This window comes from Pseudomonas sp. M2, from assembly GCF_015751845.1.
Taxonomy (GTDB): domain Bacteria; phylum Pseudomonadota; class Gammaproteobacteria; order Pseudomonadales; family Pseudomonadaceae; genus Aquipseudomonas; species Aquipseudomonas putida_E.
On record NZ_JADOUD010000001.1, the window covers coordinates 1,133,318 to 1,150,000 of the forward strand.

The 16,683-nt window shown below is 61.2% G+C and carries 12 protein-coding genes, 2 rRNA genes and 1 pseudogene (1 of these 15 running past the window's edge); 5 read left to right on the forward strand and 10 right to left on the reverse strand.

Annotation, left to right across the window (positions count from 1 at the left end):
- Positions 1-34: 34 nt before the first annotated feature.
- The 5 genes from IWW33_RS05375 to IWW33_RS05395 all read left to right on the forward strand — a co-directional run bounded on the left by IWW33_RS05375 (position 35) and on the right by IWW33_RS05395 (position 4,905).
- Positions 35-1,006, forward strand: a complete 972-nt coding sequence (locus IWW33_RS05375; RefSeq protein ID WP_012313102.1) for a TRAP transporter substrate-binding protein — start codon at positions 35-37, stop codon at positions 1,004-1,006.
- A 68-nt stretch (positions 1,007-1,074) separates the two neighbouring features.
- Positions 1,075-1,602: a TRAP transporter small permease gene (locus tag IWW33_RS05380; RefSeq protein WP_115273007.1), complete on the forward strand. Its 528-nt coding sequence runs from the start codon at positions 1,075-1,077 to the stop codon at positions 1,600-1,602.
- The gene (locus IWW33_RS05385; RefSeq protein WP_046787478.1) at positions 1,603-2,883 is read left to right on the forward strand and encodes a TRAP transporter large permease; all 1,281 of its coding nucleotides are present in this window, start codon (positions 1,603-1,605) and stop codon (positions 2,881-2,883) included. It begins immediately after the preceding gene.
- A 159-nt stretch (positions 2,884-3,042) separates the two neighbouring features.
- Positions 3,043-3,963, forward strand: a complete 921-nt coding sequence (locus IWW33_RS05390; RefSeq protein WP_174142609.1) for a DMT family transporter — start codon at positions 3,043-3,045, stop codon at positions 3,961-3,963.
- A 24-nt stretch (positions 3,964-3,987) separates the two neighbouring features.
- Positions 3,988-4,905 (forward strand): aldose 1-epimerase, encoded by a 918-nt coding sequence (locus IWW33_RS05395; RefSeq protein ID WP_174142610.1) that lies wholly within the window; start codon positions 3,988-3,990, stop codon positions 4,903-4,905.
- A 2-nt stretch (positions 4,906-4,907) separates the two neighbouring features.
- Here IWW33_RS05395 and IWW33_RS05400 read toward each other — a convergent pair whose 3' ends face one another.
- From IWW33_RS05400 to IWW33_RS05445, 10 genes and pseudogenes are all read right to left on the reverse strand, one after another.
- Positions 4,908-5,804 carry a LysR family transcriptional regulator gene (locus tag IWW33_RS05400; RefSeq protein WP_046787481.1) on the reverse strand — a complete coding sequence of 299 codons (897 nt, stop codon included), beginning with the start codon at positions 5,802-5,804 and terminating at the stop codon, positions 4,908-4,910.
- A 51-nt stretch (positions 5,805-5,855) separates the two neighbouring features.
- Complete coding sequence (locus tag IWW33_RS05405) at positions 5,856-7,886, reverse strand: pyridoxamine 5'-phosphate oxidase family protein (RefSeq protein ID WP_174142611.1); 2,031 nt, start codon at positions 7,884-7,886, stop codon at positions 5,856-5,858.
- Positions 7,887-7,913: 27 nt separating this feature from the next.
- On the reverse strand, positions 7,914-8,537 hold the full coding sequence (locus tag IWW33_RS05410; protein ID WP_174142612.1) for a glutathione S-transferase: 624 nt from the start codon (positions 8,535-8,537) through the stop codon (positions 7,914-7,916).
- Positions 8,538-8,711: 174 nt separating this feature from the next.
- On the reverse strand, positions 8,712-9,266 hold the full coding sequence (locus IWW33_RS05415) for a UPF0149 family protein (protein WP_119688380.1): 555 nt from the start codon (positions 9,264-9,266) through the stop codon (positions 8,712-8,714).
- Between the two features lie 91 nt (positions 9,267-9,357).
- Positions 9,358-10,347: an asparaginase gene (locus IWW33_RS05420; RefSeq protein ID WP_174142613.1), complete on the reverse strand. Its 990-nt coding sequence runs from the start codon at positions 10,345-10,347 to the stop codon at positions 9,358-9,360.
- Positions 10,344-11,498 carry a hypothetical protein gene (locus IWW33_RS05425; protein ID WP_174142614.1) on the reverse strand — a complete coding sequence of 385 codons (1,155 nt, stop codon included), beginning with the start codon at positions 11,496-11,498 and terminating at the stop codon, positions 10,344-10,346. Before IWW33_RS05425 ends, IWW33_RS05420 begins: the two co-directional genes overlap by 4 nt.
- Before the next feature lie 10 nt (positions 11,499-11,508).
- Positions 11,509-12,410: pseudogene (locus tag IWW33_RS05430) on the reverse strand (nitrilase family protein).
- A gap of 507 nt (positions 12,411-12,917) precedes the next feature.
- Positions 12,918-14,561, reverse strand: coding sequence for an acetolactate synthase large subunit (locus tag IWW33_RS05435; protein WP_039604766.1), 1,644 nt, complete (start codon positions 14,559-14,561; stop codon positions 12,918-12,920).
- A gap of 282 nt (positions 14,562-14,843) precedes the next feature.
- Positions 14,844-14,959: ribosomal RNA gene (gene rrf, locus IWW33_RS05440) — 5S ribosomal RNA — on the reverse strand.
- Between the two features lie 131 nt (positions 14,960-15,090).
- Positions 15,091-16,683, reverse strand: a 23S ribosomal RNA gene (locus IWW33_RS05445); it runs 1,299 nt beyond the window's last position.

Below are 16,683 nucleotides of genomic sequence, written 5' to 3' on the forward strand. Positions count from 1 at the left end.
CGAAACCGGATAATAAAAACCACGGAGTTTCATCATGACTTTCAAACGCAAGCTGCTTCTTGCTGCACTCCCGTTCGCCTTCAGCCTCTCCCTGCCAGCCCACGCGCTGGACATCAAGTTCGCCGAGATCCACCCGGCCGGTTACCCGACCGTGGTCGCCGAGCAGAACATGGGCAAGAAGATCGAAGCCGCCAGCAATGGCGAAATCACCTTCAAGATGTTCCCCGGCGGCGTCCTGGGCTCGGAAAAGGAAGTCATCGAGCAGGCGCAGATCGGTGCCGTGCAGATGACCCGCGTCAGCCTGGGGATCGTCGGCCCGGTGGTGCCGGACGTGAACGTGTTCAACATGCCGTTCGTGTTCCGCGACCATGACCACATGCGCAAGATCATCGACGGCGATATCGGCCAGGAGATCCTCGACAAGATCACCAACTCCGAATTCAACCTGGTGGCCCTGGCGTGGATGGACGGCGGCTCGCGCAGCATCTACACCAAGAAGCCGGTGCGCAGCCTGGAAGACCTCAAGGGCATGAAGATCCGCGTGCAGGGCAACCCGCTGTTCATCGACATGATGAACGCCATGGGCGGCAACGGCATCGCCATGGACACCGGCGAGATATTCAGCGCCCTGCAGACCGGCGTGATCGATGGCGCCGAAAACAACCCGCCAACCCTGCTCGAGCACAACCACTACCAGAGCGCCAAGTACTTCACCCTCACTGGCCATCTGATCCTGCCGGAGCCGGTGGTGATGTCCAAGACCACCTGGAACAAGCTCACGCCTGAGCAGCAGGCGCTGGTGAAGAAGGTCGCGCGCGAAGCACAGATGGAAGAGCGCGCGCTGTGGGATGCCAAGACTGCCGCCAGCGAAGAGAAACTCAAGGCCGCGGGCGTGGAGTTCATCAGCGTCGACAAGAAACCGTTCTTCGAGGCTACCGCTTCAGTACGCGAGAAGTACGGTGCGCCGTACGCAGACCTGATGAAGCGTATCGACGCCGTCCAGTAATACCGGCCCCCTTCCAAGTTTGACCGCGGCAGTGCGGCGCCCGCCGCCCTGCCGCTTTGGTGATGCCTATGAAATCGCTTTTCCTGAGCGTGAACGACACGCTCTACCGCAGCTGCATCTGGGTCGCCGGCCTGTCGATCCTGGCCATGTCGCTGATCATTCCCTGGGGCATCTTTGCACGCTACGTGCTGGGTACCGGCTCCAGCTGGCCTGAGCCAGTGTCGATCCTGCTGATGGTGGTGTTCACCTTCGTCGGTGCCGCCGCCAGCTACCGGGCCGGCGCGCACATGGCGGTAGGGATGATCACCGACCGCCTGCCACCGCTGCAGCGCCAGCTGGTTGCACTGCTGGTGCAGGTGCTGATGATCCTGGTGTGCGTGTTCATGACCTACTACGGCATCAAGCTGTGCATCACCACGTGGAACCAGTCGCTGGCCTCTTTGCCTGGGGTACGGGTGGGCATGACCTACGCGCCGATCCCGGTCGGTGGTCTGCTGACCTTGATTTTTGTACTGGAAAAACTCCTGCTGGGCGATCAGAGCAACCGCAAGGTGGTTCGTTACGATCTGGCGGAAGAAAACGAAGGAGCTGCGTAAATGGATGCGTTCATTCTGTTGGGCAGTTTCATCGTGCTCATCCTGATCGGCATGCCGGTGGCCTTCGCCCTGGGCCTGTCGGCGCTGATCGGCGCCTGGTGGATCGACATCCCGCTGCAGGCGATGATGATTCAGATCGCCAGTGGGGTTAACAAGTTTTCACTGCTGGCCATTCCGTTCTTCGTGCTGGCTGGCGCAATCATGGCCGAAGGTGGCATGTCACGGCGGTTGGTGGCCTTCGCCGGAGTGCTGGTGGGCTTCGTACGGGGCGGTTTGTCGCTGGTCAATATCATGGCCTCGACCTTCTTCGGCGCCATTTCCGGCTCGTCGGTGGCTGACACCGCGTCTGTAGGCTCGGTACTGATCCCCGAGATGGAGCGCAAGGGCTACCCGCGCGAGTTCTCCACGGCAGTGACCGTCAGCGGCTCGGTGCAGGCACTGCTCACCCCGCCCAGCCACAACTCGGTGCTGTACTCGCTGGCGGCGGGCGGCACAGTGTCGATCGGCTCGCTGTTCATCGCGGGGATCATGCCCGGCTTGCTGCTGAGCGCGGTGATGATGGGCCTGTGCCTGATCTTCGCCAAGAAGCGCAACTACCCCAAAGGTGAAGTGATCCCGCTGCGTCAGGCACTGAAAATCGCTGGCGAAGCACTGTGGGGCCTGATGGCGATGGTCATCATCCTCGGCGGTATTCTCTCGGGCGTGTTCACCGCCACCGAATCAGCGGCCGTGGCAGTGGTCTGGTCGTTCTTCGTGACCATGTTCATCTACCGCGACTACAAGTGGCGCGACTTGCCCAAGCTGATGCACCGTACGGTACGGACCATCTCGATCGTGATGATCCTGATCGGCTTTGCCGCAAGCTTCGGCTACGTGATGACGCTGATGCAGATCCCGTCGAAGATCACCACAGTGTTCCTGACCCTGTCGGACAACCGCTACGTGATCCTGATGTGCATCAACTTCATGCTGTTGCTGCTGGGCACGGTGATGGACATGGCGCCGCTGATCCTGATCCTGACGCCGATCCTGCTGCCCGTGATCACCGGCATCGGTGTGGACCCGGTGCACTTCGGCATGATCATGCTGGTGAACCTGGGCATCGGGTTGATCACGCCACCGGTAGGTGCGGTGCTGTTCGTCGGCTCGGCCATCGGCAAGGTGAGCATCGAATCGACGGTGAAGGCGCTGCTGCCGTTCTACATTGCGCTGTTCCTGGTGCTCATCGCGGTCACCTATATCCCGGCCATTTCGCTGTGGCTGCCGAGCGTCGTGTTGTAACGGCGCTCATCCGGGGCCGCTGGGCGGCCCATCGCCGGCAAGCCGGCTCCCACTGGGACAACGCCGATCTGAAGGCCAATGCAAAACCAGTGGGAGCTGGCTTGCCAGCGATGGGCTGCGCAACAGCCTCCTGAACACACCTGCAAATGGATCATGCACATGGCTGTCGCTGCTTCTGTCTCCCTTTTCCCGCGCAAGCTGGCGGTCGCGCTACTGGCGCTGCTGGCCTGCTCGTTCGCCGGCAACCACATTGCCGCGCGCATCGCCTTCGATGACGACACCGGCGTGCTGTTGGCCATCCTCTGTCGTTCCGGCATCACCTTCCTGGTGCTGGCGAGCCTGGTGCTGTGGCAGCGCCAACCGCTGAGCCTGCCGGCTGGCACGCGGCACTGGCAATTGCTGTTGGGCCTGTTGATCGCTACCCAGAGCCTGTGCCTGTACTCGGCCGTGGCGCGCATTCCGGTTGCCTTGGCGCTGCTGGTAGGCAACACCTTTCCGATGCTGCTGGCGCTGCTCACCTGGGCGCTGGGCGGCGCTCGCCCGACCGGCCGCACCGTGCTGTTCATGGGGCTGATCCTGTGTGGCCTGGTGCTGGCGCTGGATGTACCTGGGCGCCTGGCCGATAACGGTGAGGCCAACCCGCACTGGCTACTGGGCGTGGGCCTTTCGTTCTGCGCCGCCTGCGTGTTCGCCTGCGCGTTGTGGATCACCGACCACAAACTGGCTGCGGTTCGCGGCCCGGTGCGCAGCTTGCTGACCCTGCTGATCGTGTTCGCCAGCATGCTGGTGGCGGGGGCCAGCGGGGTGATGCCCTCGGGGTTGTCGCTGCCGGCCAGCGCCAGCGGCTGGACGGCCTTGGCCAGCCTGGTGGTGCTGTATGGCGTGGCCTTCACCTTGCTGTTCGTCTGCGTGCCACGGCTGAACATGGCGCAGAACGCGCCAGTGATGAATATCGAGCCGATCGCCACGTTGCTGCTGGGCTGGGCGTTGCTGGACCAGCGCCTGGGCACCTGGCAATTGATCGGCGCCGCCGTGGTGGTGTGCGGCATCGTGCTGCTGACCTACCGTCGGGCCAGCTGACCCGCTTTGTGAAAGGAGCCGCTGATGGCTGTCACCGAACTGCAGCTGCAAGACCGCCTGACCCGCCTGACCCTGGCGCCCGAGCTGGGCGCCAGCCTGATCAACTGGGAAGTGAAGACGACTGGGCAGGCGCTGCTGCGCCATACCGATCAGGCAGCACTGGCCAGCGGTACACCGCGCCAGCTGGGGTGCTACCCGTTGGCGCCCTGGTCCAACCGTATTGCCGAGGGTGGTTTTGCAAGGCCCGAGGGTTGGCTGGCCCTGGCGCCCAACACCACACACGACCCGTATCCGATCCATGGCACCGCCTGGCAGCAGGCCTGGCAGGTGGCTCATCACAGTGAGCGAAATGCAAGGCTGACGCTCCAGAGCAGCGTGCCGTTCGCCTACCGGGCGGTACTGGATGTGCATTTGCATGAAGGCCGCCTGAGGCTTGACCTGCAGGTAACGCATCTGGATGAGCCCGCTACCTGGTATGGACTGGGGTTGCATCCTTACTTCCCGCGCTACCCTGACACCCGCCTGCAGGCAGCAGCGCAGCACGTGTGGCTGGCCGAAGAGGGGCGGTTGCCGTCGTACACGGCAGCGGTGCCTCAAGACTGGCGCTTCGATGCGCCGGCCAGCCTGCCGGGCACCGTGGTCGACCACGCGTTCGGCGGGTGGGCCGGGGACTGCGTGATCGAGCAACCCGGGGCCGGTTATCGACTGGTATGCAGCGCCAGCGGTGCCGAGCATTTCTTGCTGTTCTGCCCCCAGGACAAGCCGTTCTTCTGCTTTGAACCGGTCAGCCATCCAATCAATGCCCATCACCTGCCGGGGCAACCGGGTTTGCGCTTGTTGCGCCAGGGTGAAGAAATGAGCCTGGGGTTCAGCCTGGAGTACCAGGCGATCCAGACGGTTGTCAGCGAGCGACCGCAACCGGGCGAACCGAAGGCAGGATGACTTCAGTCCAGCCCTTGGGCCCGCAGCTCATGCGCCAGCAGGTCGACGAACATGCGCACCTTGGCCGAACCATGCTTGCTTTCGCGGTGCAGCACATGGATCGGCCATGGGGCTTCCTCATAGTCGGCCAGTAGCACCTGTAACTGCCCGCTGGCGATCTCGTCCACCACCTGATAGGACAGCAACCGAGCAATCCCCAGCCCGCCCACCGCCGCTGCGATCGCACCGTCGTTGCTGGTCACGGTGAGCCTGGGCTTGATGCGCACCAGGGTCGGTTCGTCCGTCACGCCGAAGCGCCAACCGGCACGCGGCGAGAGGTTGGTGGTGGCGATCACCGCATGCGCCGGCAAGTCCGAGGGGTGCTGCGGCACACCGTGGCGCGCCAGGTATTCAGGCGAGGCGCAGAGCATGCGCCTGACCCTGCCTACGCGCAGGGCCTTGAGGCCGGAGTCGGGCAGCGGACCGATACGCACCGCAACGTCCATGCCCTCCTCGACCATGTTGACGATGCGGTCGAGGAAGTAGGCGGATACGTCCACCTCGGGGTACCGCTGCAGATAACGCACGATGCTCGGCATGACGAATTTCTTGCCGAACAGGATGGGCGCGGTGACGGCCAGTTCGCCTTTGGGCGTGGCGTTGATGCCGGCGGCGGCCTCGTTGGCCTCAGAGATGCTGGCGAGGATGTGGCGGGTGTCCTCCAGATAGCGGCCACCCGCCTGGGTCAGGCGCACGCTGCGCGTGGTACGTAGCAGCAGTTTGACGCCGAGCATGTCCTCAAGCGCGCTGACCGCGCGGGTTACTGCAGCGGGCGAGATGTCCAGACGGCGGGCGGCAGCAGCGAAGCTTTCCAGCTCGCCTACCGCGACGAACACCTTCATCAGGTGGATCTGGTCCATGCCGGCTCCTGAGTATCGTGGGTAGAGATTATCTGCTATCTGCAGGCAGCATCAAATATCCAGTACCAGCGCCTGCCCGCCCTCCTGCGCTTTGCCCGGCACCGCGCAGCAGATCAGCACTGTCCCCGCTTCCGGCATCTGGGCAGGCGGGTTCGGGTAATGCACCTGCCCGCTCACCACCTTGGTCTTGCAGGTGCCGCACGAACCGCCCCGGCAGCTGAAGTCCGGCGACAACCCACGGGCTTCGGCAAGTTCGAGCAAGGTACCACCGCCCGGTGCCCAGCGCGCCTCCTTGGCCGAGCTGGCAAAGTACACAGGCACTGGCTCGCTGGCAGCCGGTGGCTGCTGCAGCGTCGGCTGGTTGTCATCGGTATGACGCCTGAGCGTCGACGGGCCGAAGGCTTCTGCATGAATGCGCTTGTCCGGCACGTGTATGGCGCGTAACCCTTCATACAGGTCCTGGGTAAAGCTGGCCGGCCCACACAGGTAGAAGTCATAGTCATCCAGCGCCAGCTTCGCTTTCACCTGCTCGATCGCCAGGCGCCCGGCATGTTCATAGTCGCGTCCTGGTACTGCGTCGTCCTCCGGCTGGCTAAGGGAGCGATGCACACTCAACAGGCCACCTGCCTGCTCGGACAACGCGGCCAGCTCCTGCTGAAATGGCAAGTCAGCGAGGCGGCGGGCGCCGTGGAACAGGTGAATTCGCCGCGTCTGCTGCCGGGCCAGCTGCTCGCGCAACATGGCGATCAGCGGGGTAATACCTACGCCTGCACCAATCAGCACGATGGGCCTTGTACTGTCGCCGTCCAGGGTAAAACTGCCCATGGGCAGCCGCACGTCGAGCAGGTCGCCCACGCCGACCTGTTCGTGCAAATACCGCGAAGCCGCACCCTGGGCCTTGACGCTGATGCGCAGGTGGCCGTCCGATGGCGCGCAGGACAGGCTGTAGGTGCGAATCAACGGCGTGTCGCCACCCAGCGGGAGCCGCACAGGAATGTGCTGGCCTGGAGCAAAGGTTACCGGCACATCGGCCGCCAGGTAGAACGAGCGGATGTCCTGGCTCTCCTGCACCACCCGCTCAACACGCCAGGCCAGCCATTGGCGCTGCCGCTCGCGCTGCTGCCGGCGCTGCTCGACCTCGGCCCAGGTCCCGGTCATCAGGCTGGTCGGTGCGTATTCCTCAAAGGCCCAGCGTAGCGACACGCCAGCCCGGCGCAGCACGATGTGTTCGACCTGAAGCGTCCATAGCCGCTCGGCGCCGGCGAAGTCTTTGATCAGCGGGCTGTCGAGCAAAATCTCGGTGCGCCCCGACACTTGCAGCACGTTGCCGTTGCTGAAATCGACGAACAACAACCCTGCCTGCGGATTTTCCAACAGGTTGCCGAGGGTATTGAAGTGCAAGTTGCCGGCATAGTCGGGGATGGTCAGGCGGTTGCCGTCGACCTTGACGAACCCGGCCCGGCCGCCGCGGTGCGAGACATCCACAGCGCGATGGCCGTCTTGGTGGTCAATGTAGCTGGCGACAAAGAAGGTGTCTGCCTGCTCGATCATCGTCACTGCGTGGGTATCCAGTACGCTGGAGTCCAGCCTGCCCTGCGGCGGCTCATCGACACGCGTGTAAGCGCGCAACTGGATGTACTGGGGACAATTGCCGAAGGCATGCTCCACCGTCACCGCCAGCGGGCCACCACCCCCTTGCTGGATAAGCCCGTTGATGCGGTTGCGCCGGCGGCTGTGCAACTCGATGCCGAGCAAGCCGACAGCACCACCTGCGCCCAGGCCTGGCGTTGCCGGGTCGTCGCTGGCGAGATGGGTGTCGATCAACAATTGCCGTGGGTCGGGCGAGCTGACGAAGCCTTCAGGGCCTTCAAGCAACGTCGCCCAGGGTTTACCGTGGGCGTCTACGGCGCCAGCGACCAGGAAAGGCAGTTGCCGGTAAAACTCGCGGTGCTGGTCGGGCATGTAGTCACGAATGACCTTCTGCCCGAACGCCTCCATGCGCTGCGCCACACCGGCCTGCTCCTGCAGCCGTTTTTCGCCAACGTGCCAGGGCGAGGGTCGAGGGTCAGGGGTTTGTTGCATGGCGGCGTTCCTCGGTTGGGTTGCGGCTCAGACGTTGGCTTGCAGGCCCACGGCGGTACGTGGCATGGCAACGAAACCGGGCAGCGCTTCGATGCGTGCCAGCCAGGCGCGTACGTTGGGGTACGGCTCCAGCGAGACGTTGCCCTCAGGGGCGTGGGCGATGTAGGAGTAGTTGGCCACATCAGCGATGGTCGGCTGGTCGCCCACCAGGAATGGCGACTCGGCCAGTTCGCGGTCCATCACCTTGAGCAAGGCGTGGGCGCGACCGATGACTTCGTCGGTATTGAATGAGGCGCCAAACACGGTAACCAGACGGGCAGCGGCCGGGCCGAAGGCGAGCGGCCCTGCGGCGGTGGACAACCAGCGTTGCACACGGGCGGCGGTGACCGGGTCTTGGGGCAGCCAATGGCCGGCTTTGTCGTACGTGCTGGCCAGGTAGACGAGGATGGCGTTGGAGTCGGCAATGACAGTACCGTTGTCATCGATCACCGGCACCTGGCCGAGGGGGTTGAGGGCGAGGAATTCCGGCTGCTTGTGCGCGCCCTTGGCCAGGTCCACGAACACCAGTTCGGTGGGCAGGTCCAGCAGCGACAACATCAGCTCGATGCGATGGGCATGGCCGGACTTGGGGAAGTTGTAGAGTTTGATCATGGTCTGTGCTCCAGGGTCGGCACCGGCGTGGTGCTGGTGGAGCACATGCTGCGCTGAATCGCTGAGTTGCAGAATCAGTGCTGGGGGAAGATCATAATTTCGCGATGCGAAATAATCGCTGGGTACCCAAGGCCCGTGGGCGGGGCAGACCCAAAAGGGCCCCGCCCCATCGGGTCAGTGGCGCTGCTGCTTCTGATACCGATACAAGCCCTTCGCCGCTGCGACCACATGTGGCACGCAGGCCTGCAGCTCATCGAAACTCATGGTATCGAGCAGCTCGAAGTTATCCTCCAGCCCGTGCAGCGAAATTGCCTTGAGCAATTGATCCTGCTCGGGCGGAAGGTCGCCCCATTGTGCAATCTGGGTAGCGCGCATGTAGCCAAAGCACCACTCTTCCATGATGATCGCCGGCCCTTCCTCGCTTTCACTTTCTTCGAACACCGGCTCGAAGCCGTCGACGTTCTGCGCAAGCTGTTCCGCCACCTGGTGGGCATAGCGCAGCATCAGTGCCGTATAGGCTTCTTCATGGGCAGGCTTCTTGAACTTCGGCACCTTGCCACCGGCGACCGCAGGCAACCACTGCTCAGGGTTGACCCGCGACGGTGAGCTGGCCAGGCCGGTGAAAAAGCCGTTGAGCTCGGCAAGGTTGAGTACCGAATAGTCGTTGCCGTAGGTGATCAGCAGGTCTTCGAGGCGGTGGAGTTCTTTTTCGCTGAGGGGGGGGAGCATGGTTGCACATCCTGAAAAGCAAAAGTGTGTGCACCCTATCACAGCGACGGGTCAAGGGCTGCCCACAGCCACAGAGCTGCGGGCAGTTACCCTATTGGGGTAGCCAGGTGCACAGCGACGACTGTTGCCCCGTGCCGAGTAGCAGCCACAACAATATTCGACACTTGCGCGGGCAGAGTTGTCCGGCCATGTGTACGCCTTTGGACTGCAAGTCGATCTCGGCCCCCGCAAAACCATAGGTGGCCCGAGCGGTGGTACCACTTCCGGTGCGGGTAGCGACAATCACCGGCAGGTTCGCCGCCAGCTCAGCCAACACATCGGACCAGACGCTGGAAACGTGCCCGGCACCAAACCCGGATATGACCAGCCCCTCGAAGCCAAAGGCCGCAACAGCCTGCAGCAAGGTTGTATCTGCATCCAGGCAAGCTTCCAGCAGCGCAACCCGATGCCCGACGCGTTCGGGGAGCGGTAGCACCCTGCGCGGGCAAGGCGGTTGACGATAAACCGCCAAGCCTTCTACGAGTTCACCAACGGGGCCACTGCCAGGCGACTCGAACGCGGCCATCGACAGGCTGGCAGTCTTGCGTACCCGTGTTGCGCAGTGGATCTGGTCGTTGATCACTACCAGCGCACCTCTTCCCCTGCTAGCGTGAGCCAGAGCTACCTGCGTCGCCGCCAGCAGATTGGCCGGCCCATCGCTCCCCGGCTGGCTGGGCGGGCGCATTGCACCGGTAAGCACCAGCGGTGCGTCGAAAGGCCAGAGCAGGTTGAAGAAGTACGCCGTCTCCTCCAGCGTATCAGTCCCCTGAGTGAGTATCACTGCCTGCGAGCCACCTTCAATTTCAGCGCGAGCCCAGGCCAGCACATCCAGAAGCATCACGAAACTCAGTGAGGCACTAGGGACCAGGCACAGCGTGGCCACTTCAAGGTGCGCCATCTCGCGCAAGTGGGGTAACGAGGCCAATTGCCTCTCACAGTCGAGACTTGGCGTCACCCCCCGCCCTGATGCATCAGCCTGCATGCTGGCTGTTCCTCCCAGGCTGGCAATCGACAAGCGAGGCAAATTTTCAACTTCCGTCATACGCCAACTCCCGTAACAAGCCCGACCAGCGGCACGATACCTAATGTACTGATGGCCATGGATAGAACGTTACCGATATAGCCATGCATATGGCTCGGTAACCGTTGGCTGATGGCCACAGCCAACGGCGGTGCGATCAGCGCGCCCAATACTGCGCTGAGCATGACCACCTGCCAGCTACCGCCATGGGTCAGCACTGCGGCAGGAACAACCGACACAATGGGAATGTAGGTGGGATACCAGCCACGTGCTTGCCACTGGCGACGCCAGATCACTACACCAACCAGTGAAGACAACCCCTGCCCGGCCACCAGCTGAACAACCAGTTGCGAGCCATAGGCGGGTGCAGCGGGCGCTAGCATGTAGGCGGCCAGCACACCCAGCAAGAGCCCCAGACTGGCCAGTTCATTTCCGAAAAATGGCCCTTCGCTGAAATCGGCCAAAACTCGCCTGAGTGACCAGACCACGCCATAGTCCGGGTTTGGCGCAACAGCCTGCAACGTCTCGGGCCTGCGGCCGCGCTCGACCAGCGATGGAAAGCGCCTGCACAGCATGAAAGCCATCACGCTTGCTACAGCCATCCCGCTGACATTGCCGATCACGGCAGGCAACTGCAGGGGGTAGCACAGGTAATTGACCAGCAACAGGCTGGCTGGTGCTACCAGCAGTGCGCCCAACACCGCACCGGTGATCGTCACCTGCCAGCCGCCACCAAACAGCAGAACCATGGCAGCAGGCAGCGAGACGAAGGCGACGAATGTGGGTTGCCAGGCGCCACTGGCCAAGGTCCAGCCCCACAAGGCATGACTGAGCAGCAAGCCAAGCAGCGAGCTGATGAAAACCCAGGGCCACAAGCCACTGCCATAACAGATGGCGAAGCCCTGGCAACGGTAGCCACGGATATAGGCCCAATGCGCCAGGCAAGCGCCGAGCAGCAAGCCGAGGGCGGGTAGTTCATGCTTGTAAAAAGTGACTTCGCTGATGTCTGCGACTATCCAGCGCAGGCGGCTCAGTGGCTGATCAAGTGTCGCGGTCAACTGTGCATAATCCGGCCATTGACCAAGCACCAGGCTGGCAGCCAGCAATACTGTCAGGCTGGCCAGCATCAATGCTGGGATCAATTGCTGAGGCGAAATGAGTTTAACCTTCATTTCCGTCTCCTCAGCGTGGCATCGGTGCATGCATGCGATAGCCGAGCGTGGCGTCGTAAAGATCTGTACGCCGGTCTCGCGGCAAGTCGTTGAGGCTGTTCCAGATTGGCGCCGAACGGGCTGCGCTGAGATCGACATCGGCATAGAGGATGGTTTCGTGATCTGCACTGGCCGTTTCACCGATGGGCCATCCGTTGGTCCCGGCGATCAGCGAACAACCCAGAAAACGGCCTCCCCGCTCGCTACCGATTCGGTTGGCGGCGGCGATATAGACATTGTTGACGTGTGCTGCCGTCATGGTGAGGTATGAAGCCATGCAACGTCCGGCAGCATCGAACAGCGGTGGTGGCGTCCATACCCAGTTGTTCAGGCTGCAGAGGATGTCGGCACCTTGCGCCGCCATCAGGCGTGGGACCTCGGGAAACCAGATATCCCAACAGATCAACAAACCTATACGCCCGATGGGCGTTTCGAAGACTGGGAAGCCCAGGTCGCCGGGGGTGAACCACAGCTTTTCCTGATTCCACAGGTGGGCCTTGCGGTAATGCCCAAGCATCCCCTCAGGCCCGAACAGCACTGCACTGCACTGTCATAGAGTTTCAGACCATCGCGTTCCGCGAAGCCTGCGGCCAGATAAACCTGTTGTTCCTGCGCAAAGTCCGCCCACGCCTGGAGGCTGGGCCCGTCCTGTAACGTCTGGGCATGAGCATAGGCTTCGGCACGCGACTGAAAGGTATAACCGGTGTTTGCCAGTTCAGGCAGCACAATCAGGTTGGCACCTTCGCGAGCAGCTCGCCGGGCCAGGGCCAACCCGTGTTTCAGGTTGCCATCGCGATTGTCTAGCCCAACCTGAGGGTCGTACTGAATGACGGCGATTTTTACCGGGCTTATGGGGAGGCATAGTTCGGACATGGCGGCTTCCTTTTTTGGTTGTTGTGGAAGAGCGCCAGTAAAACGGGGTCAGGCTGGGGAGCGACAGTCAGCGCACTCCCACAGACCTGTGGGAAAAGCGAAGACCTCCGGTAAGACTTATCTACCTGATAGCCACGAATTCCATTACCTACAGAATCTGATAATGCGGGTAGTGATCAAAGGTGAAATCGATCATCCAAACAAAAGGTCTGGTGGTTTCGGGAAGCGCAGCCCAAGGTTGCGAGGTTGAAGGAGGCTCAATGGCCAGGTTGGCGGGGTGGTTGTATGACGATCCAATCGTCATGTTCTCGTGTTCTCCATGGGGCTTGAGAACCAGAGTGGTGAATCGTGAGATCTGAGCGGTGGTGAATATATGCGCGCCAACGAGCGCAGGCCCTGCTCTGTAGAGCCTGATCGCCGGCAAACCGCCCCACTTGCCAATCACTGGCCAAAGAGACCAGTGATATTCCCGTGGGAGCCGGCTTGCCGGCGATCGGGCCTTAAGGCTTACACCGCCAGCGCGCGCTCACGCAGCTCGCTGTTGAGGATGCGGTCGTTCTCGCTGTAGTCGACCGGGCAGTCGATCACGTGCACGCCCGGGGTCTTGATGCAGTGCTCGAGCAGCGGCAGCAAACCTTCGGCGCTTTCCACGCGGTGGCCATTGGCACCGTAGGCTTCGGCGTACTTGACGAAGTCCGGGTTGCCGTAGTCCAGGCCGAAATCGGTGAAGCCCATGTTGGCCTGCTTCCAGCGGATCATGCCGTAGCCATCGTCACGCAGGATCACCACGGTAACGTGCATGCCCAGACGGACTGCGGTTTCCAGCTCCTGGCTGTTCATCATGAAACCACCATCGCCACACACCGAGATCACCGGGCGGTCCGGGTACACCAGGTGCGCTGCCATGGCCGACGGCAGGCCGGCGCCCATGGTCGCCAGGGCGTTATCGAGCAGTACGGTGTTGGGCTTGTGGGCCTTGTAGTTGCGCGCGAACCAGATCTTGTAGATGCCGTTGTCCAGGGCGACGATACCTTCGGACGGCAGTACACGACGGATGTCGGCAACCAGGCGCTGAGGATAGACCGGGAAGCGGTCATCGTCGCCGCCTTCGGCGATCTGGGCTTCGTTGGCTTCACGAATCGCCATGAGACGGGTGAAGTCCCAGTGCGAGGTGTCGCCCAGGCCTTCAGCGATCTGCCAGACGGCGTTGGCGATGTCGCCGATCACTTCTACCTGCGGGAAGTACACGGCGTCGACTTCGGCGGAACGGAAGTTGATATGGATGACTTCGGTGCCGCCACGGACCATGAAGAACGGCGGCTTCTCGATCACATCGTGGCCGATGTTAACGATCAGGTCAGCCGCTTCGATCGCACGGTGCACGAAATCACCGGACGACAACGCAGCGTTACCCAGGAAGCGCGGGCTGCGCTCGTCAACCACACCCTTGCCCAGCTGGGTGGTGACGAACGGGATACCGGTCTTATCGACCAGCTGCTTGAGGACCTTGGCGGTCATCTTGCGGTTGGCGCCGGCACCGATCACCAGGATAGGGCTGCGTGCGGTGCGCAGTTTCTCGATGGCAGCCTCGATGGCCACGTGCTCGGCCAGCGGACGGCGGTGCAGGCTGCGCGGGATCGGCATGGCATCGGTCTGCTCGGCGGCGATGTCTTCCGGCAGCTCCAGGTGCACGGCGCCCGGTTTTTCTTCTTCGGCCAGGCGGAACGCTTCACGCATGCGCGAAGGGATGTTGTCGGCCGAGGCGAACTGGTGGGTGTACTTGGTGATGGGGTCCATCATGCCGCACACATCGATGATCTGGAAGCGGCCCTGCTTGGACTTCTTGATCGGCTTCTGGCCGGTAATCATCATCATCGGCATGCCGCCCAGGTAGGCGTACGCACTGGCGGTTACCAGGTTGGTCGCCCCAGGGCCCAGGGTCGACAGGCTGACGCCGGTCTTGCCGGTCAGGCGGCCATAGGTGGCTGCCATGAAGCCCGCAGACTGCTCGTGGCGGGTCAGTACCAGCTTGATCTTCGACTTGCGCAGGGATTCCAGCAGGTCGAGGTTTTCCTCACCAGGAATGCCGAACACATACTCGACACCTTCGTTTTCCAGGCATTGCACAACGACATCGGCGGCCTTGGCCATCTTGCTTGTAACCTCAGTTGTATAGGACGGTGAAGGTCCAGAAATGCGCAGCACGGCACGCTGGCATCGCTATGTTCGGGCGCGAGGATGCCCCGAACCTAAGCCTTGACGCAGCTTGGGCAGGGCAAAGTCACGTAAACGAACAGGAATAATTGTCGCACCCTTCGGCGCGTTTGCGCAGGTGCGAGAGGGACAAAACATCTTTGCCTGGAGAAAGGTGTGCGAATATCGGAAAGACAAAACCCCTACCTGCTTGCGCAGATAGGGGTTTTGCGAAATGAATCTTGACGATGACCTACTCTCACATGGGGAAACCCCACACTACCATCGGCGATGCATCGTTTCACTACTGAGTTCGGGATGGGATCAGGTGGTTCCAATGCTCTATGGTCGTCAAGAAATTCTGTAGCCAGAATGTCCAGATGGACAGCCCAGCGAATTCGGATATGCGATATTTGTGATGTTACGAACTTTCGGTTCTTTCGTCTTCACCACCACAATCTGCAGCAGCAAATTGCTTGGGTGTTATATGGTCAAGCCTCACGGGCAATTAGTATTGGTTAGCTCAACGCCTCACAGCGCTTACACACCCAACCTATCAACGTCGTAGTCTTCGACGGCCCTTTAGGGGATTCAAGATCCCAGTGAGATCTCATCTTGAGGCAAGTTTCCCGCTTAGATGCTTTCAGCGGTTATCTCTTCCGAACATAGCTACCCGGCAATGCCACTGGCGTGACAACCGGAACACCAGAGGTTCGTCCACTCCGGTCCTCTCGTACTAGGAGCAGCCCCTCTCAAATCTCAAACGTCCACGGCAGATAGGGACCGAACTGTCTCACGACGTTCTAAACCCAGCTCGCGTACCACTTTAAATGGCGAACAGCCATACCCTTGGGACCGGCTTCAGCCCCAGGATGTGATGAGCCGACATCGAGGTGCCAAACACCGCCGTCGATATGAACTCTTGGGCGGTATCAGCCTGTTATCCCCGGAGTACCTTTTATCCGTTGAGCGATGGCCCTTCCATACAGAACCACCGGATCACTAAGACCTACTTTCGTACCTGCTCGACGTGTTTGTCTCGCAGTCAAGCGCGCTTTTGCCTTTATACTCTACGACCGATTTCCGACCGGTCTGAGCGCACCTTCGTACTCCTCCGTTACTCTTTGGGAGGAGACCGCCCCAGTCAAACTACCCACCATACACTGTCCTCGATCCGGATAACGGACCTGAGTTAGAACCTCAAAGTTGCCAGGGTGGTATTTCAAGGATGGCTCCATGAGAACTGGCGTCCCCACTTCAAAGCCTCCCACCTATCCTACACAAGCAAATTCAAAGTCCAGTGCAAAGCTATAGTAAAGGTTCACGGGGTCTTTCCGTCTAGCCGCGGATACACTGCATCTTCACAGCGATTTCAATTTCACTGAGTCTCGGGTGGAGACAGCGCCGCCATCGTTACGCCATTCGTGCAGGTCGGAACTTACCCGACAAGGAATTTCGCTACCTTAGGACCGTTATAGTTACGGCCGCCGTTTACCGGGGCTTCGATCAAGAGCTTCGCTTGCGCTAACCCCATCAATTAACCTTCCGGCACCGGGCAGGCGTCACACCCTATACGTCCACTTTCGTGTTTGCAGAGTGCTGTGTTTTTAATAAACAGTCGCAGCGGCCTGGTATCTTCGACCGGCATGAGCTTACGGAGCAAGTCCTTCACCCTCACCGGCGCACCTTCTCCCGAAGTTACGGTGCCATTTTGCCTAGTTCCTTCACCCGAGTTCTCTCAAGCGCCTTGGTATTCTCTACCTAACCACCTGTGTCGGTTTGGGGTACGGTTCCCAGTTATCTGAAGCTTAGGAGCTTTTCTTGGAAGCATGGCATCAACCACTTCGTCGCCTAAAGGCAACTCGTCATCAGCTCTCGGCTTTGAGATCCCGGATTTGCCTAAGATCTCAGCCTACCACCTTAAACTTGGACAACCAACGCCAAGCTGGCCTAGCCTTCTCCGTCCCTCCATCGCAATAACTGGAAGTACAGGAATATTAACCTGTTTTCCATCGACTACGCTTTTCAGCCTCGCCTTAGGGACCGACTAACCCTGCGTCGATTAACGTTGCGCAGGAAA

Excerpts from the sequence above, each read along its gene's own strand:
- IWW33_RS05400 (WP_046787481.1), bottom strand. The coding sequence starts at position 5,804 with ATGGACCAGATCCACCTGATGAAGGTGTTCGTCGCGGTAGGCGAGCTG.
- IWW33_RS05380 (WP_115273007.1), top strand. The coding sequence starts at position 1,075 with ATGAAATCGCTTTTCCTGAGCGTGAACGACACGCTCTACCGCAGCTGC.
- IWW33_RS05425 (WP_174142614.1), bottom strand. The coding sequence starts at position 11,498 with ATGAAGGTTAAACTCATTTCGCCTCAGCAATTGATCCCAGCATTGATG.
- IWW33_RS05410 (WP_174142612.1), bottom strand. The coding sequence starts at position 8,537 with ATGATCAAACTCTACAACTTCCCCAAGTCCGGCCATGCCCATCGCATC.
- IWW33_RS05390 (WP_174142609.1), top strand. The coding sequence starts at position 3,043 with ATGGCTGTCGCTGCTTCTGTCTCCCTTTTCCCGCGCAAGCTGGCGGTC.
- IWW33_RS05395 (WP_174142610.1), top strand. The coding sequence starts at position 3,988 with ATGGCTGTCACCGAACTGCAGCTGCAAGACCGCCTGACCCGCCTGACC.
- IWW33_RS05435 (WP_039604766.1), bottom strand. The coding sequence starts at position 14,561 with ATGGCCAAGGCCGCCGATGTCGTTGTGCAATGCCTGGAAAACGAAGGT.
- IWW33_RS05415 (WP_119688380.1), bottom strand. The coding sequence starts at position 9,266 with ATGCTCCCCCCCCTCAGCGAAAAAGAACTCCACCGCCTCGAAGACCTG.
- IWW33_RS05385 (WP_046787478.1), top strand. The coding sequence starts at position 1,603 with ATGGATGCGTTCATTCTGTTGGGCAGTTTCATCGTGCTCATCCTGATC.
- IWW33_RS05405 (WP_174142611.1), bottom strand. The coding sequence starts at position 7,886 with ATGCAACAAACCCCTGACCCTCGACCCTCGCCCTGGCACGTTGGCGAA.
- IWW33_RS05420 (WP_174142613.1), bottom strand. The coding sequence starts at position 10,347 with ATGACGGAAGTTGAAAATTTGCCTCGCTTGTCGATTGCCAGCCTGGGA.
- IWW33_RS05375 (WP_012313102.1), top strand. The coding sequence starts at position 35 with ATGACTTTCAAACGCAAGCTGCTTCTTGCTGCACTCCCGTTCGCCTTC.